The sequence below is a fragment of the Streptomyces sp. NPDC032745 genome (genome assembly GCF_055579465.1).
This window is the reverse complement of sequence record NZ_JBVING010000001.1, coordinates 383,674-406,194: the sequence shown is the minus strand read 5'-3', so window position 1 is coordinate 406,194 and position 22,521 is coordinate 383,674. Positions and strand designations below refer to the sequence as shown.

The 22,521-nt window shown below is 72.3% G+C and carries 22 protein-coding genes; 10 read left to right on the top strand and 12 right to left on the bottom strand.

The annotated features are described in order from the left end of the window. The first annotated feature begins 22 nt into the window (after window positions 1-22). Both ACZ5WG_RS01805 and ACZ5WG_RS01800 read left to right on the top strand, forming a co-directional pair. A complete protein-coding gene (locus tag ACZ5WG_RS01805) occupies window positions 23-373 on the top strand; it encodes a hypothetical protein (protein ID WP_468719896.1) in 351 nt (116 codons plus the stop codon). A 522-nt stretch (window positions 374-895) separates the two neighbouring features. Continuing rightward, window positions 896-2,491: an alpha/beta hydrolase gene (locus ACZ5WG_RS01800; protein ID WP_468719894.1), complete on the top strand. Its 1,596-nt coding sequence runs from the start codon at window positions 896-898 to the stop codon at window positions 2,489-2,491. A gap of 100 nt (window positions 2,492-2,591) precedes the next feature. Here ACZ5WG_RS01800 and moeZ read toward each other — a convergent pair whose 3' ends face one another. The 7 genes from moeZ to ACZ5WG_RS01765 all read right to left on the bottom strand — a co-directional run bounded on the left by moeZ (window position 2,592) and on the right by ACZ5WG_RS01765 (window position 11,229). Next, window positions 2,592-3,770 carry an adenylyltransferase/sulfurtransferase MoeZ gene (moeZ, locus tag ACZ5WG_RS01795; RefSeq protein ID WP_030291201.1) on the bottom strand — a complete coding sequence of 393 codons (1,179 nt, stop codon included), beginning with the start codon at window positions 3,768-3,770 and terminating at the stop codon, window positions 2,592-2,594. 63 nt (window positions 3,771-3,833) lie between these two features. Then, window positions 3,834-4,583, bottom strand: coding sequence for a spherulation-specific family 4 protein (locus ACZ5WG_RS01790; RefSeq protein WP_468719892.1), 750 nt, complete (start codon window positions 4,581-4,583; stop codon window positions 3,834-3,836). Further along, window positions 4,571-5,650: an NAD-dependent epimerase/dehydratase family protein gene (locus ACZ5WG_RS01785; RefSeq protein ID WP_468719890.1), complete on the bottom strand. Its 1,080-nt coding sequence runs from the start codon at window positions 5,648-5,650 to the stop codon at window positions 4,571-4,573. The genes ACZ5WG_RS01790 and ACZ5WG_RS01785 overlap by 13 nt, the downstream gene beginning before the upstream one ends. A 166-nt stretch (window positions 5,651-5,816) precedes the next feature. Beyond that, window positions 5,817-6,722: a hypothetical protein gene (locus ACZ5WG_RS01780; RefSeq protein ID WP_468719888.1), complete on the bottom strand. Its 906-nt coding sequence runs from the start codon at window positions 6,720-6,722 to the stop codon at window positions 5,817-5,819. Beyond that, window positions 6,719-8,467, bottom strand: coding sequence for a GT4 family glycosyltransferase PelF (gene pelF / locus ACZ5WG_RS01775; RefSeq protein ID WP_468719887.1), 1,749 nt, complete (start codon window positions 8,465-8,467; stop codon window positions 6,719-6,721). The genes ACZ5WG_RS01780 and pelF overlap by 4 nt, the downstream gene beginning before the upstream one ends. A 288-nt stretch (window positions 8,468-8,755) precedes the next feature. Next, a complete protein-coding gene (locus tag ACZ5WG_RS01770; protein ID WP_468719886.1) occupies window positions 8,756-10,243 on the bottom strand; it encodes a DUF3152 domain-containing protein in 1,488 nt (495 codons plus the stop codon). 5 nt (window positions 10,244-10,248) lie between these two features. Beyond that, window positions 10,249-11,229 (bottom strand): alpha/beta fold hydrolase, encoded by a 981-nt coding sequence (locus ACZ5WG_RS01765; RefSeq protein ID WP_468719885.1) that lies wholly within the window; start codon window positions 11,227-11,229, stop codon window positions 10,249-10,251. A 146-nt stretch (window positions 11,230-11,375) separates the two neighbouring features. Between ACZ5WG_RS01765 and ACZ5WG_RS01760 the strand changes: the two genes are divergently transcribed. The 4 genes from ACZ5WG_RS01760 (at window position 11,376) to ACZ5WG_RS01745 (ending at window position 13,275) form a co-directional block, all read left to right on the top strand. After that, window positions 11,376-11,591 carry a hypothetical protein gene (locus ACZ5WG_RS01760; protein WP_468719883.1) on the top strand — a complete coding sequence of 72 codons (216 nt, stop codon included), beginning with the start codon at window positions 11,376-11,378 and terminating at the stop codon, window positions 11,589-11,591. 203 nt (window positions 11,592-11,794) lie between these two features. Next, the gene (locus ACZ5WG_RS01755; RefSeq protein WP_327285281.1) at window positions 11,795-12,451 is read left to right on the top strand and encodes a TetR/AcrR family transcriptional regulator; all 657 of its coding nucleotides are present in this window, start codon (window positions 11,795-11,797) and stop codon (window positions 12,449-12,451) included. Window positions 12,452-12,614: 163 nt separating this feature from the next. Beyond that, entirely contained in the window at window positions 12,615-12,842 is a 228-nt protein-coding gene (locus ACZ5WG_RS01750) for a DUF3107 domain-containing protein (protein ID WP_030291177.1), read from the top strand. Window positions 12,843-12,972: 130 nt separating this feature from the next. Continuing rightward, complete coding sequence (locus ACZ5WG_RS01745) at window positions 12,973-13,275, top strand: hypothetical protein (protein WP_399246738.1); 303 nt, start codon at window positions 12,973-12,975, stop codon at window positions 13,273-13,275. Window positions 13,276-13,395: 120 nt separating this feature from the next. Here the strand turns inward: ACZ5WG_RS01745 and ACZ5WG_RS01740 are convergent, their stop codons facing one another. Further along, a complete protein-coding gene (locus ACZ5WG_RS01740; protein ID WP_468719882.1) occupies window positions 13,396-14,154 on the bottom strand; it encodes a ferritin-like fold-containing protein in 759 nt (252 codons plus the stop codon). Between the two features lie 493 nt (window positions 14,155-14,647). On the opposite strand from ACZ5WG_RS01740, the gene ACZ5WG_RS01735 reads away from it, so the two are divergent. The 3 genes from ACZ5WG_RS01735 to ACZ5WG_RS01725 all read left to right on the top strand — a co-directional run bounded on the left by ACZ5WG_RS01735 (window position 14,648) and on the right by ACZ5WG_RS01725 (window position 17,915). Then, window positions 14,648-16,705, top strand: coding sequence for a DEAD/DEAH box helicase (locus ACZ5WG_RS01735; protein ID WP_468719881.1), 2,058 nt, complete (start codon window positions 14,648-14,650; stop codon window positions 16,703-16,705). A 103-nt stretch (window positions 16,706-16,808) separates the two neighbouring features. Further along, window positions 16,809-17,666: an alpha/beta fold hydrolase gene (locus ACZ5WG_RS01730; RefSeq protein ID WP_468719880.1), complete on the top strand. Its 858-nt coding sequence runs from the start codon at window positions 16,809-16,811 to the stop codon at window positions 17,664-17,666. 96 nt (window positions 17,667-17,762) lie between these two features. Then, complete coding sequence (locus tag ACZ5WG_RS01725) at window positions 17,763-17,915, top strand: hypothetical protein (RefSeq protein ID WP_166663124.1); 153 nt, start codon at window positions 17,763-17,765, stop codon at window positions 17,913-17,915. Window positions 17,916-18,005: 90 nt separating this feature from the next. On the opposite strand, the gene ACZ5WG_RS01720 is transcribed toward ACZ5WG_RS01725, so the two are convergent. The 4 genes from ACZ5WG_RS01720 to ACZ5WG_RS01705 form a co-directional block, all read right to left on the bottom strand. Beyond that, complete coding sequence (locus ACZ5WG_RS01720; protein ID WP_468719879.1) at window positions 18,006-18,611, bottom strand: MarC family protein; 606 nt, start codon at window positions 18,609-18,611, stop codon at window positions 18,006-18,008. Window positions 18,612-18,671: 60 nt separating this feature from the next. After that, complete coding sequence (locus tag ACZ5WG_RS01715; RefSeq protein ID WP_468719877.1) at window positions 18,672-19,538, bottom strand: PHP domain-containing protein; 867 nt, start codon at window positions 19,536-19,538, stop codon at window positions 18,672-18,674. A 136-nt stretch (window positions 19,539-19,674) separates the two neighbouring features. After that, window positions 19,675-20,316, bottom strand: a complete 642-nt coding sequence (locus tag ACZ5WG_RS01710; RefSeq protein ID WP_468719876.1) for a DUF6758 family protein — start codon at window positions 20,314-20,316, stop codon at window positions 19,675-19,677. Between the two features lie 61 nt (window positions 20,317-20,377). Beyond that, entirely contained in the window at window positions 20,378-20,962 is a 585-nt protein-coding gene (locus ACZ5WG_RS01705; RefSeq protein WP_468719874.1) for a suppressor of fused domain protein, read from the bottom strand. Between the two features lie 401 nt (window positions 20,963-21,363). Here ACZ5WG_RS01705 and ACZ5WG_RS01700 point away from each other — a divergent pair, with 401 nt between their 5' ends. Continuing rightward, window positions 21,364-22,479 (top strand): magnesium and cobalt transport protein CorA, encoded by a 1,116-nt coding sequence (locus ACZ5WG_RS01700; protein WP_468719872.1) that lies wholly within the window; start codon window positions 21,364-21,366, stop codon window positions 22,477-22,479. Window positions 22,480-22,521: the final 42 nt, after the last annotated feature.

The following is a 22,521-nucleotide window of genomic DNA, read 5'->3' as shown; positions in this document are numbered from 1 at the left end:
CACACACGAGGAGTTTGGATCAATGGCTGGCCAGTTCGTGACGCCCGACCCACAAGATTTCGTTAATACATTCGGCGTGGAGCCTGTCATTACCGACGAGACCGTCCGAACCCTCAGTTTCTTCGACGTTACCGGCGAGAAACTCGATTTTTCCTATGACGCGATCGGCAGGTCAGTTTCACTGACCTGGCATCCCGCTGGAGGGAAAATCACGGTCCGAAATTTCCGGGAAGGGGCGACCCTGCTCCAGATCATCGATCGCCCGGACGCCTCCAGGATGGTTGTGGATTTCAGCACACAGGACACCATCGGACAGTTGGACATTCAAATTTTCCCCCGCGTGGAGATCTCGGAACGAACCCTTCTCTGCTGAGAACCAACCCCCTGTCCTCGGTGGGTGCCCCCATTCCGCTCCGGCCGCAAATCGGCATACGCGAACGGGCCGGCGCGGGGCGCGGGCGCGCCGGAAGTACGCAAGTCGGCTCCATCGGCGCCCTTGCGATCCACCAGGCCGGCATCTGCGGCTGCCGGCACGGGACGTCAACTGGAAGGACGCAGCGTGGCTTTCCTTCGGGCTGTCACTCCATGCCGCCGAGCTTCCCGCGAGGACGGCAGTCATCTCCGCGTCGCCTTCGAGTCCCTTGTGTACCCCTGTGCCGACTACCGGGCCGAAGTCGCCGCGCTCGCGATGGACTGCTGGGGCCATCGGAACCTGTGCGTTCCCGTTCCCCCATGCGGCGTCCCCGGTGGAGTACGACCGGCTGCGGGGCGAGTTCCGCTTCGACCGGGGCCCGGTGTCGTGCCCTTCTCTGCTGGTCTGCCGCGCTGAGCTGCTGCTCGACCCGAATGGGTCAGCGCACGGGCGGGCCGGCTGAGGGGGTCGCAGGATGGGGGCATGGGTCGAAACGTGGTGCGGGGTGCCGTGGCCGTTGTGGCTGCCCTTGGGCTGGCCGGGGTCAGTGGGTGTTCCGACGAGAGCGGGAAGAAGCCCGAGGCCGGCGGGACCAAGGGGGCCGCGCCGCTGAAGTGGGGGGAGTGCGAGGCGCCCACCGTCGCCGAAGGCGGGGGGCAGGCGCCTCCCAAGGACTGGGAGTGCGCCACGCTCCATGTGCCCCTCGACTACGCCAAGCCCGAGGGGGAGACCATTCCGCTCGCGCTGATCCGGGCCAAGGCGCGGGACAAGGACAAGCGGCTCGGATCGCTCGTGTTCAACTTCGGCGGGCCCGGGGGGTCCGGGATCAGTACGCTGCCCGGCGCCGCCAAGGAGTACGAGGCCCTCCGCTCGCGGTACGACCTCGTGAGCTTCGACCCGCGCGGCGTCGGCCGCAGCGCCCCCGTCCGGTGCGAAGACGACAAGCAGCTCGACGCCTATTACGCCCAGGACTCGAGTCCCGAGACACCGGCCGAGGAGAAGGCCTTCGTCGGCAACATCGACAAGTACCAGCAGGCCTGCAAGGACAACTCCGGCCACCTGCTGCCCCACGTCGGCACCGAGAACGCCGCCCGCGACCTCGACCGGATCCGCCAGGCCCTCGGCGACGACAAGCTGAACTACTTCGGGATCTCCTACGGCACCGAGCTCGGCGGGGTCTACGCCCACCTCTTCCCGAAGAACGTCGGCCGGGCCGTCTTCGACGCCGTCGTGGACCCGACCAACACCTCCGAGGAGGGGGCACTGGGCCAGGCCAAGGGGTTCCAGCTGGCCCTCGGCAACTTCGCGCAGGACTGCGTGAACCGCGGCGACGAGTGCCGGCTCCAGGGCAGCACCGCCAAGGAGATCGAGGACAACATCATCAAGCTGCAGAAGAGCCTGGCCGACAAGCCCATCCCCGGCATCGGAGGCCGGATGCTCACCGACTCCGCCGCGACCAACGGCATCGCGCAGGCCCTGTACTCCAAGGAGCTGTGGCCGCTGCTGGAGCAGGGGCTGGACGAGGCCGACGGCGGGCAGGGGCAGCTGCTGATGGCGTTGTCCGACGCGCTCAACGGCCGTGACCAGCAAGGGCACTACAGCAACATCGGCGCCGCCAACACGGCGATCAACTGCGCCGACTTCAAGGACCGGTTCACGCTCGAGCAGACGAAGGCGAAGCTGCCCGCCTTCCGGGCCGCGTCCCCCGTCTTCGGGGACTTCCTCGGCTGGGCCATGATGAGCTGCACCGACTGGCCGGTCCCGGGCGCCTGGGAGACCCCGGACGTCTCCGCCCCCGGCTCCGCGCCCATCCTGGTGATCGGCAACACCGGCGACCCGGCCACCCCCTACGAGGGCGCGCGCAAGATGGTGGAGCGGCTCGGCCCCGGCGTCGGCGTGGAGCTCACGTACAAGGGCGAGGGGCACGGCGCGTACAACAGCGGCGACAAGTGCGTGCAGCAGGCGGTAAATTCCTACCTGCTGGACGGGAAGGTGCCCGCCGCCGACACGGTCTGCACCCCTTCGCAGAACCCCTCGGCCACGCCCGTGGCGCCGGAACCCCCGCCGCAGGGCGCCTGAGGCGTGCGGGGCGCCCGACACGCGGAAGGGCCGTTCCGCGGCTGCGCGGAACGGCCCTTCCGGGACGTGACCATCCGGGACGTGACCATCCGGGAAGTGACTAGTAGACCGGCTTCTCGGGCTCGATCTGGTGGACCCAGCCGATGACGCCGCCGCCGACGTGGACCGCGTCCGCGAAGCCCGCGGACTTCAGGACCGCGAGGACTTCCGCACTGCGGACACCCGTCTTGCAGTGCAAGACGATGCGCTTGTCCTGCGGGAGGTCCTGGAGGGCGGTGCCCATCAGGAACTCGCCCTTGGGGATCAGCTTCGCGCCGGGGATCGAGACGATCTCGTACTCGTTGATCTCACGGACGTCGATGATCTCGATCGGCTCGTCGTTGTCGATCCACTCCTTGAGCTGCTTCGGAGTGATCGTGGAGCCGAGCGCCGCCTCCTGCGCCTCCTCCGACACGACGCCGCAGAAGGCCTCGTAGTCGATGAGCTCGGTGACCGTCGCGTTCGGACCGCACACCGCGCAGTCGGGGTCCTTGCGGACCTTGACCTGGCGGTACTGCATCTCCAGGGCGTCGTAGATCATCAGGCGGCCGACCAGCGGCTCGCCGACGCCGGTGAGGACCTTGATGGCCTCCGTCACCTGGATGGACCCGATGGACGCGCAGAGCACGCCCAGCACGCCGCCCTCGGCGCAGCTCGGGACCATGCCCGGCGGCGGGGGCTCCGGGTACAGGCAGCGGTAGCACGGCCCGTGCTCGGACCAGAAGACCGAGGCCTGACCGTCGAAGCGGTAGATCGAACCCCACACGTACGGCTTGTTCAGCAGTACGCAGGCGTCGTTGACGAGGTAGCGCGTGGCGAAGTTGTCCGTGCCGTCGACGATGAGGTCGTACTGGCTGAAGATCTCCATCACGTTCTCGGCCTCGAGCCGCTCTTCGTGAAGGACCACGTTCACGTACGGGTTGATGCCCAGCACGCTGTCGCGGGCGGACTCGGCCTTGGAGCGGCCGATGTCCGACTGGCTGTGGATGATCTGGCGCTGCAGGTTCGACTCGTCGACCTCGTCGAACTCCACGATGCCCAGCGTGCCCACACCGGCCGCGGCCAGGTACATGAGGGCGGGGGAGCCGAGGCCGCCCGCGCCCACGGCCAGCACCTTGGCGTTCTTCAGGCGCTTCTGGCCGTCCATCCCGACATCCGGGATGATCAGGTGGCGGGAGTACCGACGGACCTCGTCAACGGTGAGCTCAGCAGCTGGCTCGACCAGGGGTGGCAGCGACACGGGGACTCCGTAGATGGGAAAGTCTGAACGGTGGTTCTCCCCGTAACACTGCCACGCCCTTCTTCATTCCGAGACACCCGGTCCGATCCGCGAGACGATTTCGTCCCAGTACGCGGGCATCGAGGCCCACGGATCGCGCCCGGCGGCGCCTGGCCGGTCGGTGAACCAGATCGTGCCGGCGCCCTGCCAGCGGGCGATCCGGACGGCCTCCTCCAGATGCGTCCGCGGCACCCCGTGGACCAGGTGGCAGAAGCGTTCGGGCGGGTACTCGGCGGTCCACTCCGCCACCTGCGACCAGCGGTAGTCGGCCCAGGCCCCGGAGAACGTGACCAGCTGGTCGGCGGCCTCCGCGTATCCCTCGTACGGGTGCGTGCCGTGTCCCAGCACGATACGGAGGCCGTCGCCGAGGCCGCGCAGGGTGTCGGCGACCCGGCGCACCTCCGCCAGTTCGGCCTTGTCCGCCGGGGCGTCGGCCAGGTAGAAGCCGCCCACCCGATACCAGTCGAGGAAGCGGTGGGCGTCGGAGACCAGCTCACCGAACGACCGCGCGCCGTCTCGCATCGCGAGATGGCCGAGCACGGTCCCGGCGGCCTCCCTGAGCTTGCCCGCGGCCTCCGTGCAGTGGGGGTCGGGCCGGCCGCCCGGCCCGTCCGTGACATTGAGCACCGTCCAGTGCAGCGGGGTCCCGGGCCGGGTCAGTTCGGCCCATTCGACCGGGGCGAGCAACGGGTGGGCGTAGCCGGGGACTCCGAGGCCGAGGCGACCCGCCTCGGTCGCGGCGGCCGCCGTGGCTGCCGTCGTCAGATGCGGCACGCCGCCTCCATCCAGATGTCCGCGAGGGACTCCTCCAGGTTGATCCGGGGCCGCCAGCCGAGCCGGTCCCGGGCCGTGCGCACGTCGGCCTGCTGCCAGGCGCCGCAGCCGTCGGGGTACGGGTACGCGGGCGTCGCGCCGCCGGCGGCGGCCAGCTGCTCGGCCGTCGCCTCGGAGCGCGGGGCGCCGATGGCGGCGAGCCCGGGCGAGCGGCCCTGAGGCCCGAGCCCGTGCCCGAGCCCGACCCCGTGGCCGCCGCCGTGGCCGGCGCCGTGCCCGTGGCCGTGTCCCTGCCCGTACTGCCCCTGCTGCGGTACGTCCAGCTCGTGCAGGGCGCCCCCGTACCCGGCGACCCGGGCCAGCACCGCCGCCGCGTCGCGCAGCCGGACCGCGCGTCCGGTGCCGATGTTGACGACGCCCTGGGCCGCGGAGAGCGAGGCGGCGTGCACGGCCCGCGCCACGTCCCGTACGTCCACGAAGTCCCGCTGGACGCCCAGCCCGCTGAGCTTGAGCTCGCCGTCGCCGTTCTGCATCGCGCGGCGCATGGCCTCGGCGAGCCGGCCGAGCGGGGATCCGGCCGGGGTGCCGGGTCCGACGGGCGAGAAGATCCGCAGGACGACCGCGTCCAGCCCTGAGCCGAGCACCAGCTCGGTGGCGGCGAGCTTGCTGACGCCGTACGGCCCGCCCGGTCTCGGCACGGCGTCCTCGGCCGTGGACGATCCGGGCTGGCTGGGACCGTACTCGGCGGCGCAGCCGAGCTGGACGAGACGGGCGCCGCAGCCGCTGCGGCGCAGCGATTCGCAGATGGTGGCCACGGCGACGGTGTTGTGCCGGGTCAGCTCCCGGGCCCCGCCGCGGGTGGCGCCGGCACAGTTGATGACGACGCCCGGGTGGACGGCGTCGAGGAACCGGGTGAGGGCGCCGGGGCTGCCGGTGGCGAGGTCGAAGCGGACGTCCGCGTCGTCGCCGCGGCCGAGCGCGGTGAGCTGGACGGCGGGGTCGGCGAGCAGCCGGTCGGCGACGTAGCGGCCGAGGTATCCGTTGGCTCCGATCAGCAGCACCCTCATCGCGCGGTCCCTCGGTTGGTTGGCTGGCCGGTCATCCTGTGTCTCCTTGGTCGATGGGCAGGGGGTCGGGGTTCGGGGTCGGGGTTCGGGGATCCGGTGGGGGGACGGCCCTTCGGCGTCGGCTCCGGAGAGCGGCGGACCGGCGGCGGCTCGGGAGGGAGCCGGCTCAGGGCCGGGCGTGCGCGGACGCGCGGGACAGCACGAGGACGGCATGTACGAGGAGCCCTGCCGCGGCGGCGGGCACCGCCGGCGGGATCGGGAGCAGGGCCAGGGCCAGGGCTGCGGCGACGGCCCCGCGCGGGGCGCCGTGCACGAGCAGCAGCCGGGTCAGGAAGAGCAGCACGGCGAGCGGTACGGCGACGGCCGGCGGTGTCCCGGCGAGCGCGGCCGCCCCCGCGGCGGTCGCGGCGAAGACCAGGGCCGCCGCGATCAGCAGCGGCCGGGCCCGGTCGGCGAAGTCCTCCAGGGCGCGGCTGCCGGCGAGCCGGCTCCGGGCGTGGGCGGCGTACACGGCGCCGACCAGGTGGCCGGGGGCCGCGGCCAGTGCGAGGCCGACTCCGAGGGGGGTGCCGTGACGCAGCACGGCCCAGCCGACGACGGCCGCGCCGAGCAGGAGCGCGGCGTACGGGAACCGGCCCGCGGAAGCCCGCCCGGCGCGCCCGGGCCTCGCGGGCCACACCAGGGCGGCGACTGTGGCGAGTACGGCGACGGGCCCGGCGTACGGCACCCCGGCGGCGGCCGCGCCGAGCGCGAGGGCCCCGGGGAGCACGGCGTACCCGTAGCCGCGTAACGCCCGGGCGTCGGACGGGCGGACGGCACGGGGCGCGGCCGGCTCGTCCCCGCGCGGGGTGCGGGCGTAGAGCTCCTCGGCGAGCGAGAACACGTCCCGGTGCCGGAATCGCGCGGCGGTGCGGTCGGTGATGCCCTGCACCTCCAGCCCGGCGGCGATCTCCAGCGGGTCCACGGCCCGCTCGCACAGCGCCCGGTGCCGGTGCAGCAGCGTCTTGACGGGATCCCCGCCGGCCCTGCGGCGGGGGGCCGGGGCGACGGGGGCGGCTTCGTCCAGGGTCATACCGTCGCCTCCGTGGTCGTGGTGGTGGTCGGGGTCTGGGCCGGAGCCGGGCCGGCTCCCGAAGCCGCACCCGGACCCGCACCCGGCGCGCCCGTCGCGGCCGCGGGGGCCCGGTCCGCAGCCGGGGCCGGAACCGGATCCGGGGCCGGAGCCGCCCAGGTGGGGCTCGTCCAGTGGCCCGGGACCCGGGCCTCGGGGGGCTGCTCGAAGGGGATACCGCCGTCGGGCCGGGCCGATCCGCGGGCCAGCAGCCGCAGGTAGATCTCCCGGAAGGCGGCCACGTTCTGCTCGACGGTGAACAGCTCCAGGGCCCGGGCCCGGGCGGCCGCTCCCAGCCGGAGGGACCGTTCGGGGTCCCGCAGCAGCGACAGGCAGGCGTCGGCCAGGGCCCGCGGGTTGCGCGGCGGGACGACGAGGCCGGTGCCGCCGATCACCTCGCACACGGCGCCGACGTCGGTGGACACGGTGGCCCGGCCGCAGAGCATCGCTTCGGCGAGGGTGATCGGGAAGCCCTCGATCACCGAGGACAGCACGACCACCCGCCCGGAGCCGTACGCGTCGGCCGGCGAGGGGGCCTCGGGCCCGCCGATCTCCTCGAAGGTGACGGGGTTCTCCCCGGCCGTGACGGCGTCCGCGGCCTCGTCGGGGAAGAGCTGGGCGGCGAGCGAACGGCAGTCCGCGAGGTAGCCGGGGACCGCGGCGGTCGCGAAGATCCGCAGCCGGGTGTCCGGGGCGGCCCTGCGTACCTCGGCGAAGGCGTGCAGCAGCGCGATCAGGTCCTTGGCGGGCTCTATCCGGCCGACCCAGACCAGGGTGTCCGGGTCCCCGCAGTCCGGGTCCTCGCCGACGGTGGCGAATCGGTCCGCCTCCATCCCGGGGTACACCGTCTGCAGCCGGTCGCGGGTGGCGCCGCAGCGCTCCTGCCAGCGCCGGGCGTGCGCGTTGCCGGGGGTCAGGAGGTCGGCCCGGGCGTAGATCTCGGAGGCCAGCCGCATGTGGAAGGCCGCGAGCAGGGCCCGGACGGCGGGCCGGCGGGCACCTCGGCCCGCTCCCGGGCGGCCGGGTCCGGAGGCGGCGTCCGCCGAGTGCTCCAGATAGTGGGCGCGCAGCTGGACCCCGTACTCGGTGACCAGCAGCGGGACCCCGAAGAAGCGTTTGGCCAGCAGGCCGGGGAGCGCGGCCACCCCGCCGGCGGCCGCGTGGCAGACGTCGACCTCGCGCAGGTCCTCGTACCAGTCGAGGGACAACGGCCGCAGCAGCCGCTCCAGTTCGTCGACGAAGTCCAGCAGGTCGGCCACCTGGGCGCGCTGTACGGAGCGCAGCGCGCCGGGGGCCCGGCAGGCGGACTCCACCGCCCGCACCGCGGTCTCGGAGCGCAGGGCCGCGTACAACCCGCCCTGTTCCCGGGCGAGTTCGGCCAGCCCGTACAGGCCCGCGGCGAACGGCTCGGGCTCGCCCGCGCAGATCCCGCGGACCAGGCTCTTGAAGCACTCGGCGAAGCGCCGGCGCTCACGCCGGGAGTACGTGCGGCCGTCGTCCGCCGGGGCCCAGAGCGGGGCGGTCCAGACGCGGGTGACGTGCTCGGGCAGGACGACCCGGCCCCGCTCCTCCTGCTCGGCGCTGCGGCTCAGCGCGTAGAGCTCGAACTCGTGCTGCGGCAGCCCGCGGACCAGCCGGTCGCACCACAGCCGCGCCTCTCCCGTCGCATACGGATAACCACCTTCCGTGAGCAGTCCGATCCGCACGAGTGGCACCCCCGATCTCCCGTTCAGGCGGTCGCCGTCGGTCCGGTGACCCGCCGCGGGAAACTCAAGCGGATATGCCGATGACGCGACGGACGGTTGTCCGTCGCGCCACCGGAAGGGGTGAAGAGTCGTAACTTTCGCCTGCGGCCCGCGTTCGAGCGCGCTACAAAGGGCCTACGGCCCTCGTCCCTCTCGCGTCTCCCGGGCCTCTCGTGTCCCTCCCGCTCCGCGGGGAGCCCCGGGCCCGGGCCCGGGCGCACTACGGCGTCGGCGCGCCGCCATGGACCGTCAACTTCCGGGGAACACCCAGGGGTTGGGCTTGCACTGGACGCCGCCGATGTCGAGCGACTTCGTCTGCTGCTGCATGATCGGCGCGAGCGAGCCCGGGGTCTGGCAGTTCACGTGCCCGTGCCCGAGCCGGTGGCCGACCTCGTGGTTGATGAGCATCTGCCGGTACGCGAACATCTGGTCCGCGCCGTACGTCGGCGAGCCCTGCGCCCAGCGGAACGCGTTGATCATGACCCGCTCGGTGGACGCGGAGTCGCAGCTGACGTTGTCGACGGTGGTGTCCAGATCGGACTTCGCGCACCACACGCCGGTGGTGCCGGGGCTGGCCAGCGTGATGACGAAGTCGGCCTCGCCGCCCGGCACCCGCTCGAAGGTCTTCGTCCCGCCGTGGCCCCAGCTGCGGTCGTCGTTGAGGGTGCGGTGGACGGCCTCGGCGAACAGCTGCGCGTCCAGGCCGAGCCCCTGCTCCACGTCGACCCGGTAGCGGATCTTCTTCCCCTTGCCGGGCGCCGGAGCCACCCCGGGGACGGTGTCGAAGGTCCCGGGTCCCTTCAGCTTCTCGTCGATGGGGAGCTGCTGGGCCATCTTCTGCTCGTACGACAGCTCCTGCACGGGAGCGGCGGGCGCGGCGGGCGCGGCGGGGGTCGCCCGGCCGTCGGAGCGGGAGGCCGGGGACTGGCCGGGCTCGGCGCGCTTCGGGTTGTCGCCGGCGGCCCGGGCGGTGGGCGAGGAGCCGCTGTCGCCGTCGGGGGCCATCTGCACGGCGACGACGACGGCGAGCACGGTGGTGACGGCTGCGGCGGCCATCCCCGTGAACGTACGGACCTTCCGCCCGCGGCCGGGCCCGGGCTCCTCCTCGGCCGGATCGGCGGGGGCGGCCGGCGCTGCGGGAGCGACGGGTTCGGCCGGCGCGGCAGGCGCCGCGGGCGGCGGCGCAGCGGCTGCGGTCATCGGCGCGCGGGGGCCCGGCACCAGGCGGGGCGAGCCGGTGGAGGTGAACGGGTCGGCCGGCGGCTGTGGGAGGGTCACCTGCGGGAAGCCGACCGCGGGGGTGCCGAAGGCCGGTGTGTCGCTGTCCATCACGGCGGCGGCGGCCGGACGCCGCGCCCGCGGGACGCCGTGCCAGTCTCCGTAGACCGCGTCGGGCCCCACACCCCAGGCGCCGCCGGGCTCGCGCTGCTCGGGGTGGCCGCCGCGCGGTTCCTCGTACGGGAACTGCTCCTCGTAGGGGAAGCGCTCCTGGTACTCCTGATGCTGCTGGTACTCCTGGTACTCCTGGTACTGCTGGTACTGCTGGTACTGCTGTTGAGGAGCGGGCTCCTGGTACGGAAAGTGGTGCTCCGCATACGGGACGTGCTCGGCATACGGCGGCTGCTCCCCGTACGGCACCTGCTCCCCGTACGGGAACTCCGCTGCGGGTTCCGCCGCCGGTGTCGGGCGGACAGGGGCGGGGGCCGGAGCGGGCCCCTTGCGACTATGTCGTCCCACGGTCCTCAGCCTCTGCCGTCTTCGGTATCTCGGTCGGTGTCGTGCAGCAGCTCCCGGAAGGCGTTCGCCACCACCTCGGGGTACTCCATCATCGCCACGTGCCCGGCCTCGGGCAGGCTCAGCAGCCGCGAACCCCGGAAGGCCCCGGCCGCTTTCTGCGCCATACGGTACGAGACCAGCTGGTCCCGGCCACCGTAGACCAGCAGGGTCGGGGCGAGTACCCGCTGCGCCTGGCGCCACAGCCCGTGCTGCCCGCCGAGGGTGTACGCGTCGACGATGCCGCGCGAGGAGCGGGTCATCGCGTCCCAGAAGTACGGCAGGGCCATCCGCCGCTCCATCTCCGCGACGGCGTGCCCGAAGCCCTCCGGTGTCACCCGGGAGGGGTCCCCGTAACAGAGGGAGGTCACCCCGCGGGTGCGTTCCTCGGCGGTCAGCCCGCGGGTCAGCCGGCCGAACAGCGAAGCCATCCCGGGTACGGCGAGCAGGGCGGTCGGCACGGCCGACTTCTGCACCCGCAGCTCGGGCAGCGCGGGCGAGATCAGCGTGAGCGTGCGCACCAGGTCGGGGCGGACGGCCGCGACGCGGGTGGAGACGGCGCCGCCGAGGGAGTTGCCGAAGAGGTGCACGGGCCCGCGGTCGGCGGCGTCGAGGTGCCGGATGACCGCGCGGGCGAGCGCCGTGACCGAGTAGTCCCGGTCGGCGGGCGGCGGGGACCAGCCGAAGCCGGGCAGGTCGAGGGCCTCGCCGTCGACGGTGTCCTCCAACTGCACCATGAGGTCCGACCAGTTCGTCGACGAACCGCCGAGTCCGTGCACGAACAGCGCGGGGGGCAGACCCGTACGCCGCGGGGGCCGGGACCGGACGGCGAGCTCCAGCCCGGGCAGCACGGCGGTGCGCAGCTGCTCCCCCTCGGCGACGTGGACGGCTCCCACCTGGGAGGACGGCTCGGATGTGGATCGCACACCCGGCAGCTCGGTCGAAGACATGCGGCCAATGTTACGAGACGATCACGTCCGGACTCTTGTGTTCGGCATCACAGACGTGTGGGGATCCGCGTAGCGGGGCATGCGCGATCCTCCTAGGCTCATAGGTAGGGCAGGCCAACGGGGAGTGAGGGAAGAAGGGGAGCCACATGACCGTCGACCCCGCAGAGCCGGATACCTTCCAGGACCGATTCCGGGAATCCCTCGACGCCGAGGCGCCCGAGGCCGATGCGGCGGAACAGCTGGCCGAGTTGCAGCCCGACGACGACGACCGGGTCACCGGGGTGGACCGCGACGAGGCTGCGGACGGGGACGCCGTCGAGCAGGCGCGGGTGGTGACCCTGGACGAGGACGACTACCGCTGACTCCCCCTGGGCCCGGCGGCCCGGGAGGTACCCCCAGCTCAAAGCTACCGCGCGGTACTCCTGCCGAGCACCGCTGACCAGCGCCTCCGGGCGGTCCGTACAGCGAGAAAACTCGGCTTCGACCCTCCAGATTCGGTTACCGAAAAGTACGATGGCGGCGCGGCGCAGAGCGCACTGTGTTCTTAGAGAAAGTGGGAGGCGGCGTGACAGCCATCGAGCAGACGGAGGCAGCGCGTCCCCGGGGCACGCGACTGCCGCGCCGAGCCCGACGCAATCAGCTCCTGGGCGCGGCCCAGGAGGTCTTCGTCGCGCAGGGCTATCACGCGGCGGCGATGGACGACATCGCCGAGCGTGCCGGAGTCAGCAAGCCGGTGCTGTACCAGCACTTCCCGGGCAAGCTCGACCTCTACCTGGCGCTGCTGGACCAGCACTGCGAGGCCCTGCTGCTCGCCGTGCGCACGGCGCTCGCGTCGACGACGGACAACAAGCTGCGCGTGGCCGCGACCATGGACGCGTACTTCGCGTACGTGGAGGACGAGGGCGGCGCGTTCCGGCTGGTCTTCGAGTCCGACCTGACCAACGAGCCGGCGGTGCGCGAGCGCGTGGACCGCGTCTCGCTGCAGTGCGCCGAGGCCATCTCCGACGTGATCGCCGAGGACACCGGCCTGTCCAAGGACGAGTCGATGCTGCTCGCCGTGGGCCTGGGCGGCGTCTCGCAGGTCGTGGCCCGGTACTGGCTCTCCAGCGAGAGCCCTGTCGCCCGCGACACTGCGGTGGGGCTGCTGACCTCGCTGGCCTGGCGCGGTATCGCCGGCTTCCCGCTGCACGGCACGGAGGGCGGGCCGGCGGCGCAGGCCTGACCTCGGCCCGGGCCGGCCCGCCCCGCCGGCCCGGCGGGGTCTGACCGGCTGCTGTTCGCTGCCAGCGTGTCCGGAGCGCGGCATCCGCGTCCCCTCTCCGGGCTAATGTGGACCGGTACGGCGCGGCTGATCGCGCACAACCGACCATCGGAGGGACAAAGCCGTGGAGGTCAAGATCGGCGTGCAGCACGCACCCCGGGAGATCGTGCTGGAGAGCGACTTGAGCGCCGAGGAGCTGGAGCGCATCGTCACCGCCGCGCTGACCGGTTCGGAGCCGCTGCTGAGCCTCACCGACAACAAGGGCCGCAAGGTCCTGGTGCCGTCCGACCGCCTGTCGTACGTCGACCTGGGCGAGCCGAGCGTGCGCAAGGTCGGCTTCGGCGCGCTCTGACGCAGCGCGACCCGCGTTCGAGAACTGGGTGGAACGGCCCGGTGGTTGATTCCACCGGGCCGTTTCCCTTTCTTCCGCTTCGGGTAGGACCGCAGTGAACCGGTTTGCCCCTGACCTGCGGGAGGCCCACATGCTGCTGATGGAAGCGCTCGGCTCTGCCCTCCTGGGCCTCGCCCTGGCCGGAGTGGCCGTGCGGGTGCTCGCACAGCGGCTGCCGTCCCCGAGAGTGGTGCTGGTCAGCGGGATGCTGGGAGCGCTGTTCGGCGCCTATCTCACGCAGTTCGCGCTCGGCCCGGGGCACAACACGCTGACCGCGACCCTGGTCGGCTCGGTGCTGGTGTCCGCGGTGGTGCTGTCGCTGCTGCTGCGTCCCGGCGCGGGGCCCCGGCGCTCGTCCCACCGGACTCCGTTTTCGCTCCCGTCGCAGGGCTGACCGGTCCTCGGACTCCTCCGGCTCCTCTGACCCCTCCGACTGACCTCGTACGTCGGCCCCGGCGCGGGATTCCGCGCCGGGGCCGACGTACGAGCAGGTGAGGGCGAGCGGGTAGAACGATCAGGCGGCGAGGCCCAGTGCGGCCATCCGCTTCGTGTGCGCCTTGGTGATCCGGGTGAACATCTCGCCGACGGCCGCCAGGTCGAAGCCGGCCGCCATCCCGTCCACGCCGCCGACCAGCATGGTGGAGAGCGCGTCGCGCTCGGCGACCACGCGCTGCGCCTGCGAGAGCGCCTCGCCCATCAGCCGGCGGGCCCACAGCGCGAGCCGGCCGCCGCAGCGCGGGTCGGCCTCGATGGCGGCCCGCACCTTCTCGACGGCGAAGCCGCCGTGGCCGGTGTCGTCCAGCACGCTCACGACCAGGGCGCGCGTGTCGGTGTCCAGGTGGCTGGCGACCTCGCGGTAGAAGTCGCTGGCGATCGAGTCGCCGACGTAGGCCTTGACCAGGCCCTCCAGCCAGTCCGACGGCGCGGTCTGGCGGTGGAAGTCGTCGACGCCCTTGGCGAAGGGCTCCATGGCGGCGGTGGGCTCGGCGTCGATCGCCGCCAGCCGGTCGCGCAGCCGCTCGAAGTGGTGGAACTCCGCGGAGGCCATCTTCGCGAGCTCGGCCTTGTCGTCGAGGGTGGGTGCGAGCTTCGCGTCCTCCGCGAGGCGCTCGAAGGCCGCGAGCTCTCCGTACGCGAGTGCGCCCAGCAGGTCCACGACGGCGGCCCGGTACTGCGGCGAGGCGGAGGCGGCCGCCCAGTCCTGGGCAGCGATCCCGGTCGCCTCGGCGGCGGCGCTGTCGTCGGAAGGCGATGCGTTTTCAACGGTCGACATGCTCCGCACAATAGCCCGCCGGAACGCCCTGCAAGGCACCGCATCCGGTCACTGCCGGTCCGCCTAAACGCGACTACCAGGTGAATTCACCCGACACAGCTGCGCGATTCCGGGGTACAGTGGTAATGCGCCTGCCGGATACTCGGCGGGCCATCCGAATGAGGATGCCCGGTCGGTGGCCCGATCGGCTCCACCCGACCGCCCTCGGCGTGATGCGTACGTCCATGCGTACCGCCTCTCCACGAGGGGCCCCCTCAGCGGCACAAGCGCTTGAGCGAAGGCTAGTGGTCCCGCGCAGCTTCGTATTGCTCTCCCGCACCTTGGGAGGGCGCAGTACTGCAAGCCAGGCACGGTACGACCCCCCTCGCCGCCTCGCGCCGCGTCTCACAGAAGAGGCAGCACCCTGACTACGTTCCGAGACCTCGGGATCTTTCCCGAGACGGCCGAAGCCCTTGAGGCCGTCGGCATTGTGTCCCCCTTCCCGATCCAGGAGATGACCCTCCCCGTCGCCCTTTCCGGCACGGACGTCATCGGCCAGGCGAAGACCGGAACCGGCAAGACGCTCGGTTTCGGCCTTCCGCTGCTGGAGCGGGTCGTCGTCCCCGCGGACGTCGAGGCCGGCCGGGCCACGCCCGCGCAGCTCACCGACTCCCCGCAGGCCCTCGTCGTCGTCCCGACGCGCGAGCTGTGCACCCAGGTCACCAACGACCTGCTGACCGCGGGCAAGGTCCGCAACGTCCGCGTCCTCGCCATATACGGCGGCCGCGCGTACGAGCCCCAGGTCGAGGCGCTCAAGAAGGGCGTCGACGTGATCGTCGGCACCCCGGGCCGTCTGCTCGACCTGGCCGGTCAGCGCAAGCTCGACCTGTCGCACGTCAAGGCCCTCGTCCTGGACGAGGCCGACGAGATGCTCGACCTGGGCTTCCTGCCCGACGTCGAGAAGATCATCAACTACCTGCCGGCCAAGCGTCAGACGATGCTGTTCTCGGCGACCATGCCGGGCGCGGTCATCGGCCTGGCCCGCCGGTACATGACGCAGCCGACGCACATCCGCGCCACCTCGCCCGAGGGCGAAGGCGTGACCGTCGCCAACATCAAGCAGCACGTCTTCCGTGCGCACAACATGGACAAGCCGGAGCTCGTCTCCCGCATCCTGCAGGCCGACGGCCGCGGGCTCGCCATGATCTTCTGCCGTACGAAGCGCACGGCGGCCGACATCGCCGAGCAGCTGGAGAAGCGCGGCTTCGCGTCCGGCGCCGTCCACGGCGACCTGGGCCAGGGCGCGCGCGAGCAGGCGCTGCGCGCGTTCCGCAACGGCAAGGTCGACGTGCTGGTGTGCACGGACGTCGCCGCGCGCGGTATCGATGTCGAGGGTGTCACCCACGTCATCAACTACCAGACGCCCGAGGACGAGAAGACCTTCCTGCACCGCGTGGGCCGTACCGGCCGCGCGGGCAACAAGGGCACGGCCGTCACCCTGGTCGACTGGGACGACATCCCGCGCTGGCAGCTGATCAACAAGGCGCTGGAGCTGGACTTCCACGACCCGGTCGAGACGTACTCCACGTCGCCGCACCTGTTCGAGGAGCTGCACATCCCGGCCGGCACCAAGGGCATCCTGCCGCGCGCCGAGCGCGTGCGGGCCGGCCTGAAGGCCGAGGAGCTCGAGGACCTGGGCGAGACCGGCGGCCGCGGTGGCCGTGGCGGTCGCGGCCCGGCCGCCGCCGCCGCTGCGGTGGTCGAGGAGCGTCCCGCCCGTACGCGCACTCCGCGCCAGCGCCGCCGTACGCGGGGCGGGGCGGAGCTCGCTGCCGAGGCCGGTGCCGTCACCCCCGTGGTCGAGGCCGAGGCTCCCGAGGCTCCGGCCGGCGACGAGCCCCGCAAGCCGCGGCGCCGCCGGACGCGTTCCGTGACGACCGCTGCCGCCGCTGCGGCTGCCGTGGCCGAGGTGGCCCCGGTCGTCGAGGTCGCTCCGGTCGTCGAGGCGGCCCCGGTCGCCGTGGCTCCCGCCGAGGAGGCCCCGGTCAAGGTCCGCCGGACCCGGACCCGCAAGGTCGCCGAGGCGCCGGTCGTGGCGGAGCCGGACTTCCAGCAGGCCGCGCCGGCCGAGCCGGTCAAGGCCGAGCCGGTCAAGGCCGAGCCGGTCAGGGCCCGCCGGGTCCCGACCCAGAAGCCCGTCCTCGCCCAGGTGACCCCGATCGCCGAGGCTCCGGCCGCGGAGACGGTGGTAAAGGCCCGCCGGACCCGGACCCGCAAGGCCGTCGACGCGGCCCCGGAGCCGGACTTCCAGGTGGCCCCGCCCGTGGAGCCCCCGGTCAAGGTCCGCCGCAGCGCGCCCACCACCCGGACCCGCAAGGTCGCGGAGGCCGCTCCGGTCGCCGAGGCCGCCGCGGTGGCCGAGGAGGCTCCGGTCAAGCCGAAGCGCACCCGGACCCGCAAGGCCGCCGCTGCCGTCGTCGAGGCTCCGGCCGCGCCGGTTGCCGAGGAGGCCCCGGCGAAGCCGAAGCGCACGCGGACCCGCAAGGCCGTCGCGGAGACCACGGAGGCCTGATCCCCCGCTCCGCCGTCCGGTGGCCCCGGTCCCCTTCCGAGGGGGCCGGGGCCATCGGCGTACCCGGGCTGGACAGGCCCCTACGGGCCGGTAACCTCTGGCCATGAGCAAGCCGCCCCGCCTCACGCTGCCGTCCGGTGCCCGCGCGCACGTCCTGTCCACCGCCCGCGGCGGGTTCGCCGTGCACGAGGCCGGCGAGCCGGTCCGCGGCACCGCCCTGCTGGTTCCCGGCTTCACGGGCAGCAAGGAGGACTTCATCGGCCTCCTCGAGCCGCTGGCCGGCGCCGGGTACCGGGTGGTCGCGGTCGACGGGCGCGGCCAGCACGAGAGCCCCGGACCGCGCGAGGAATCGGCGTACGCGCTGGACGAGCTGGCACTGGACGTCCTCGCCCAGGCCGCCGCGCTGGGCGGGGGCCCGGTCCACCTGGTCGGCCACTCGCTGGGCGGGCTGATCGCGCGCGCCGCCGTACTGCGCGATGCAGCGCCCTTCGCCTCCCTCACCCTGATGAGCAGCGGCCCGGCCGCGATCTCCGAGGACCAGCAGGAGCGTACGAAGCTGCTGGTCGCCGCGCTGGAGGCGATGCGGGACGACATGCCCGGCGTATGGACGGCGATGCGGTCCTTCGACCCGGAGGACGCGGTGCCCGACGCCCCCGAGCTCGCGGAGTTCCTGCAGGGGCGGTGGCTGGCCACGGTGCCCGAGCAGCTGATCGCCACGGGCCGGATCCTGGTTTCCGAGCCGGACCGGGTGGACGGGCTGAGCGGCGTGGACCTGCCGAAGCTGGTGCTGTCCGGCGAGGTCGACTACGCGTGGCCGGTCCCGCTGATGGACGACATGACACATCGACTGGGTGCTGAGCGGGTGGTCGTACCGGGTACCGAGCACTCCCCCAATGCGGAGAATCCGCAGGTCACGGCCGGTGCGCTGGCCGCGTTCTGGGATGCTCACCCCCAGGTTTAGTTAGCGAATGAAAAAATTTCCTTAGCGTAGGGAATGTTTGTCTCTTACACTTCGTTGGAACAGTGCAAGGAGAACACTGACGAAGGGAGAAGCCCCGTGCGCTTCGAGATTCTGCGCCTGGACGATGTCGACGGATCCGCCGTGGACAGCACCGTCGTGGACGCGGCCTCCGTCAACCGGATCGTGCAGCAGGCGGCCGCCGTAGGCCAGCGCATTCTGATCCGACCGGCCGAGAGTGCGTCCTCCTGACAACTCCGCACCATCTGCACAAGACGCGAACGCCCCCGCACCGATCCGGTGCGGGGGCGTTCGCGTACGCGGAAGCAGGCCGGGCGCCGGTCAGGCGCCGTGCACGACCTGGAGCACGCCGTTGATGATCTGCTGGACGGCGATCGCGGAGAGCATCATGCCGGCGAGCCGCGTCACGAGGACGACGCCGCCCTCCTTGATGACCCGGATGATCACGAGCGAGTAGCGCATCGTGAGCCACAGCACGACGTGCATGGCGATGATCGCCAGCCAGACCGAGACCTGGCCGGTGACCCCGTCCGCCTTCTGCACGGCGAGGATGACGGACACGATCGCACCGGGACCGGCGAGCAGCGGCATGCCGAGCGGGACGAGGGCGACGTTCACGTCCTTGGTCTGCTTGGGCTCGTCGGTCTTGCCGGTGAGCAGGTCGAGCGCGATGAGCAGGAGCAGCAGACCGCCCGCGATCATCAGCGCGGGGACGGAGACGTGCAGGTAGTCCAGGATCTGCTGGCCGCAGATACCGAAGACGGCGATGACGCCGAAGGCCACGCAGACGGCCTGCCAGGCCATGCGGCGCTGCACCTTGGCGGGGCGGCCGGAGGTCAGGGCGAGGAAGATCGGCGTGATCCCCGGGGGGTCCATAATCACAAAAAGCGTGAGAAATAGGGATCCGAAGACGGCGAAGTCGAACACAGTGATGCCTTGCAGGAGAGAGGGGTGTTACGAAGAAAGAAGAAGGGCGGCGAGGCGCGGTTACGCGCCGGTCGCTCCGCCGGCGCCCGGAACGGGGAAGGCCCCCGTCGCGCGGCGCGTGATCTCGCCGTAGATCTCGGGGTCGGTCGTGTACTCCCCGAGGCGGCAGGTCTTGCGGCTGCCGTGGTAGTCGCTGGACCCGGTCGCCAGGAGTCCGAGATCGCCGGCCAGGCCGCGCAGCCGCGCGCGCGTGTCGGTGTCGTGGTCCATGTGGTCCACCTCGATCCCGTCCAGGCCCGCGGACGCGAGCTCCGCTATCGCGGACTCGGGTACGCACCGGCCGCGCTTGACGGCGGCGGGGTGTGCGAACACGGTGACCCCGCCGGCCGCCTTGACGAGGCGGATGGCTTCGAAGGGGTCCAGCTCGTGCTTCTCGGCGTACGCGCGGCCGCCGTCGGCGAGCCAGTCCGGCGTGAACGCGTCGGACACGGTGGGTACGACGCCCAGCTCGACGAGCGCGGTGGCGATGTGCGGCCGCCCGACGGAGCCTTCGCCGGCGATCCGGGACACCTGCTCCCAGGTGACGTCGACGCCGAGCTCCCGGAGCTTGGTGATCATGGCGTGGGCGCGCGGGGTGCGGTCGTCGCGGACGAGCTCCCGCTCCCGGGCGAGCTCGGGCTCCTCGGGGTCGAAGAGGTACGCGAGCATGTGCATCCCGATGCCGTCGAGCCGGCAGGACAGCTCCATGCCGGTGACGAGGGTGAGCCCGTGCGGCACCGCGGCGAGGGCTTCGGCGTATCCCCCGACGGTGTCGTGATCGGTCAGTGCGACCACGTCCAGCCCGGCGGCGGCCGCATTGCGGACCAGCTCGGCGGGGGTGTCGGTCCCGTCGGAGGCCGTGGAGTGGGCGTGCAGATCGATGCGCACGGCCGGGGCTCCAGGGGTCTCGCGGGTACGGGGGGACACCCCAGGATACCGCCCGCCCGCCGCGCGGGCGCCACGCCACCCGACACCCGGTCCCGGCGGGGGCCTTGGGGGCGCCCGGCCACGGCAACGGCAACGGCTACGGACCCAGCACGCGCGGGCTCAGAGCGCCGCACGGAAGGAGTTCGACCTCGGCGCCCGCGTCCCGCAGGTCCGTCAGCACCAGTTCGTCGTACATCAGCAGGCCCGACTGCTCCGGCCAGACCACGGCCCACAGCCACAGTCCGCGCGCCTCGCCGGCGAACACGGCCCGGTCCTCCGGGGCTCCCTTCACGTGCCACAGCGGTGTCGGGCGGCCCGCCGCGACGACCTTGGCGTGCGGCGGGGCCGAGACGTCGATGTAGGTACCGGGGTCGGGCCCGTCGATCCCCGCGTACCGCGCGCCGAGGCCGACCCCCAACTCCTCGGCGACCAGCAGCAGCTCCCCGATCCCGCCGAGCGGTCCGGGACCCGAGCAGGCCACCGCCGTCGCGCGGCCCCCGCTGCGGTCGTCACCGGCCGCCGCCACCCCGGTGAACAGCCACCCCACCGGCAGCGGCCACGGCATCCACACCGGCACCTTCGCCCGGTTCACCACGACGCCCAGGCCTTCGACGCTGGGCGGGATGACGGGCTGCAGGGGGTGCACCGTGCCATGCACCGCACACTGCCACGAGTCGGAGAAAAGCCCGGGCGCCCTGACCCGGCCACCGCACTTCGGGCAAGTTGGTTCGCCCCTCATAAGAAGCCACGCTCCTCCCCGCCCGGCGCCCCGTCAAGACACGATCACCCGTCCGGATGTCTCAGTCCAGCGCCACGGCGGTACGAAGAGGATCCCGCAGATCCGTGCCGTGCGACAGCCAGCGTTCCTGGAGCGCCGCCGCGCCGTGCACCCGCTTCCACGCGGCCTCGTTCGCCGTCATCGGCAGGAGCGGGAGGAAGTGCACCGGGTCCATGGGCTCGTCGAGTTCCAGGTCCTCGACCAGCCCGCCCGGCTCCGCGACGAGTACGGAGGTGAAGGGCGCCCCGTCCCACAGCGGGCCGCCGACGTCGAGCGAGGCGCCGGGGGTCACGACCAGCCCCTCCACCTGCGGCGAGGCGCCCAGTACCGCGAGGGGCCGCAGCAGCTTGTCGGTGGGCGCCAGGCCCGCCCGTACGGTCAGCACGAGCTCGGCGCGCGGTCCGCGCAGCGGGTCTGCGACCACGACGGTCGGGTCGGCCATGGGATGCGCGGACATCCCGAGGGTCGCGTAGCGCACGAGGTCGCCCTCGGCGAAGCGGAGCACTTCGATGCGGTCGGTGCCGAGGAAGGTGACGGCGGCGCGGGCGTCGGGTTCGCCGAGTGCGCTGCGCAGCCGGGCTTCGACGAGAGCCAGAATTTCTGCCATGAAGCGAGCATAGAACTCGTATGAGGCGGGTAAAGGGCGGGTCTTGACCATCCGTCGGCTGATAATGTTGACCGCTGGTCGGGGCCACACTCTCGAATGGGGGCAACCCCCAGCGGAGCTGGGGGAGTTTCGGGGCATCCGACGACAGGACGTCCTCCACGGGGGACCGGCCGGAGGAGGTGGGGCTGCAATGGATCGAAGTCGATCGTGCAGTACCAACCGCTCTTCCACTCCCGGTACGGGCACGTTGCAGCCCGTTTGATCATCTGATCAGTCGAAGAGCGACGGCAGAACTTCGTCCTCCCGTCCTGTTCCTTCCGTCTGCCCGGCCCTGCCCGCCGGCGGCGACGGAAGGCCTCCCACCCGTACGGTCCGCAGCCGTGCGTGCGAAGGAGCCCGCCATGTCGATGCTGCCCTACCTGCGTGCCGCCGTACGTCCGGCCCTGCGCAGGTCAACCCCGGCCCAGCCCGGCTACGACACCACCCGCGACCCGTCCGCGAGCAGTGCGGTCGTCGACTGCGCCGTGTACCGCGACGGCCGACGCGCCCTGGGATCGGCCTGCCTGACGCCGCGTGAGGCGATGGCCCGGGTCCGCGAGGGCGGCGGCTTCGCGTGGATCGGCCTGCACGAGCCGACCGAGGCCGAGTTCGCGGGGATCGCCGCCACCTTCGGGCTGCACCCGCTCGCCGTGGAGGACGCGGTGCACGCGCACCAGCGGCCGAAGCTGGAGCGCTACGACGACACGCTCTTCACCGTCTTCAAGACGATCCACTACGTGGAGCACGCCGAACTGACCGCCACCAGCGAGGTGGTGGAGACCGGCGAGGTGATGTGCTTCACCGGCCCGGACTTCGTCATCACGGTCCGGCACGGCGGCCAGGGCTCCCTCAAGGGGCTGCGCCACCGGCTCCAGGACGACCCCGACCTGCTGGCCAAGGGCCCCTCGTCGGTCCTGCACTCCATCGCCGACCACGTCGTCGACGGGTACATCGCGGTCGCGGCGGCCGTCCAGGACGACATCGACGAGGTGGAGAGCGCGGTCTTCGCCGCGCCCGCCAAGGGCAGTGCGCGCGGGGGCGACGCGGGCCGCATCTACCAGCTCAAGCGCGAGGTGCTGGAGTTCAAGCGGGCCGTCGCCCCGTTGCTGCGGCCGATGGAACTGCTGAGCGAGCGCCCGATGCGCCTGGTGGACCCGGACATCCAGAAGTACTTCCGCGACGTCGCCGACCACCTGGCGCGGGTGCACGAGCAGGTCGTCGGCTTCGACGAGCTGTTGAACTCGATCCTGCAGGCCAACCTGGCCCAGGCGACGGTCGCCCAGAACGAGGACATACGCAAGATCACCTCCTGGGCGGCGATCATCGCCGTCCCGACGATGATCTGCGGGGTCTACGGGATGAACTTCGATCACATGCCGGAGCTCCGGTGGCGCTACGGCTATCCGATGGTGATGGCCACGATCGTCGGCATCTGCTTCACCATCCACCGGGCCCTGCGCCGCCACGGCTGGCTCTAGGGGGTTTCCACCGGCTCCGCAGGCACCCCCTTACTCTGGTGC

Bases quoted from the DNA above. Each gene is read 5' to 3' on its own strand.
- ACZ5WG_RS01800 (WP_468719894.1), top strand. From the start codon at position 896: ATGGGTCGAAACGTGGTGCGGGGTGCCGTGGCCGTTGTGGCTGCCCTT.
- ACZ5WG_RS01760 (WP_468719883.1), top strand. From the start codon at position 11,376: ATGACCGTCGACCCCGCAGAGCCGGATACCTTCCAGGACCGATTCCGG.
- ACZ5WG_RS01740 (WP_468719882.1), bottom strand. From the start codon at position 14,154: ATGTCGACCGTTGAAAACGCATCGCCTTCCGACGACAGCGCCGCCGCC.
- ACZ5WG_RS01735 (WP_468719881.1), top strand. From the start codon at position 14,648: ATGACCCTCCCCGTCGCCCTTTCCGGCACGGACGTCATCGGCCAGGCG.
- ACZ5WG_RS01780 (WP_468719888.1), bottom strand. From the start codon at position 6,722: ATGACCCTGGACGAAGCCGCCCCCGTCGCCCCGGCCCCCCGCCGCAGG.
- ACZ5WG_RS01700 (WP_468719872.1), top strand. From the start codon at position 21,364: ATGTCGATGCTGCCCTACCTGCGTGCCGCCGTACGTCCGGCCCTGCGC.
- ACZ5WG_RS01745 (WP_399246738.1), top strand. From the start codon at position 12,973: ATGCTGCTGATGGAAGCGCTCGGCTCTGCCCTCCTGGGCCTCGCCCTG.
- ACZ5WG_RS01730 (WP_468719880.1), top strand. From the start codon at position 16,809: ATGAGCAAGCCGCCCCGCCTCACGCTGCCGTCCGGTGCCCGCGCGCAC.
- ACZ5WG_RS01705 (WP_468719874.1), bottom strand. From the start codon at position 20,962: ATGGCAGAAATTCTGGCTCTCGTCGAAGCCCGGCTGCGCAGCGCACTC.
- ACZ5WG_RS01710 (WP_468719876.1), bottom strand. From the start codon at position 20,316: ATGAGGGGCGAACCAACTTGCCCGAAGTGCGGTGGCCGGGTCAGGGCG.
- ACZ5WG_RS01765 (WP_468719885.1), bottom strand. From the start codon at position 11,229: ATGTCTTCGACCGAGCTGCCGGGTGTGCGATCCACATCCGAGCCGTCC.
- ACZ5WG_RS01805 (WP_468719896.1), top strand. From the start codon at position 23: ATGGCTGGCCAGTTCGTGACGCCCGACCCACAAGATTTCGTTAATACA.
- ACZ5WG_RS01785 (WP_468719890.1), bottom strand. From the start codon at position 5,650: ATGAGGGTGCTGCTGATCGGAGCCAACGGATACCTCGGCCGCTACGTC.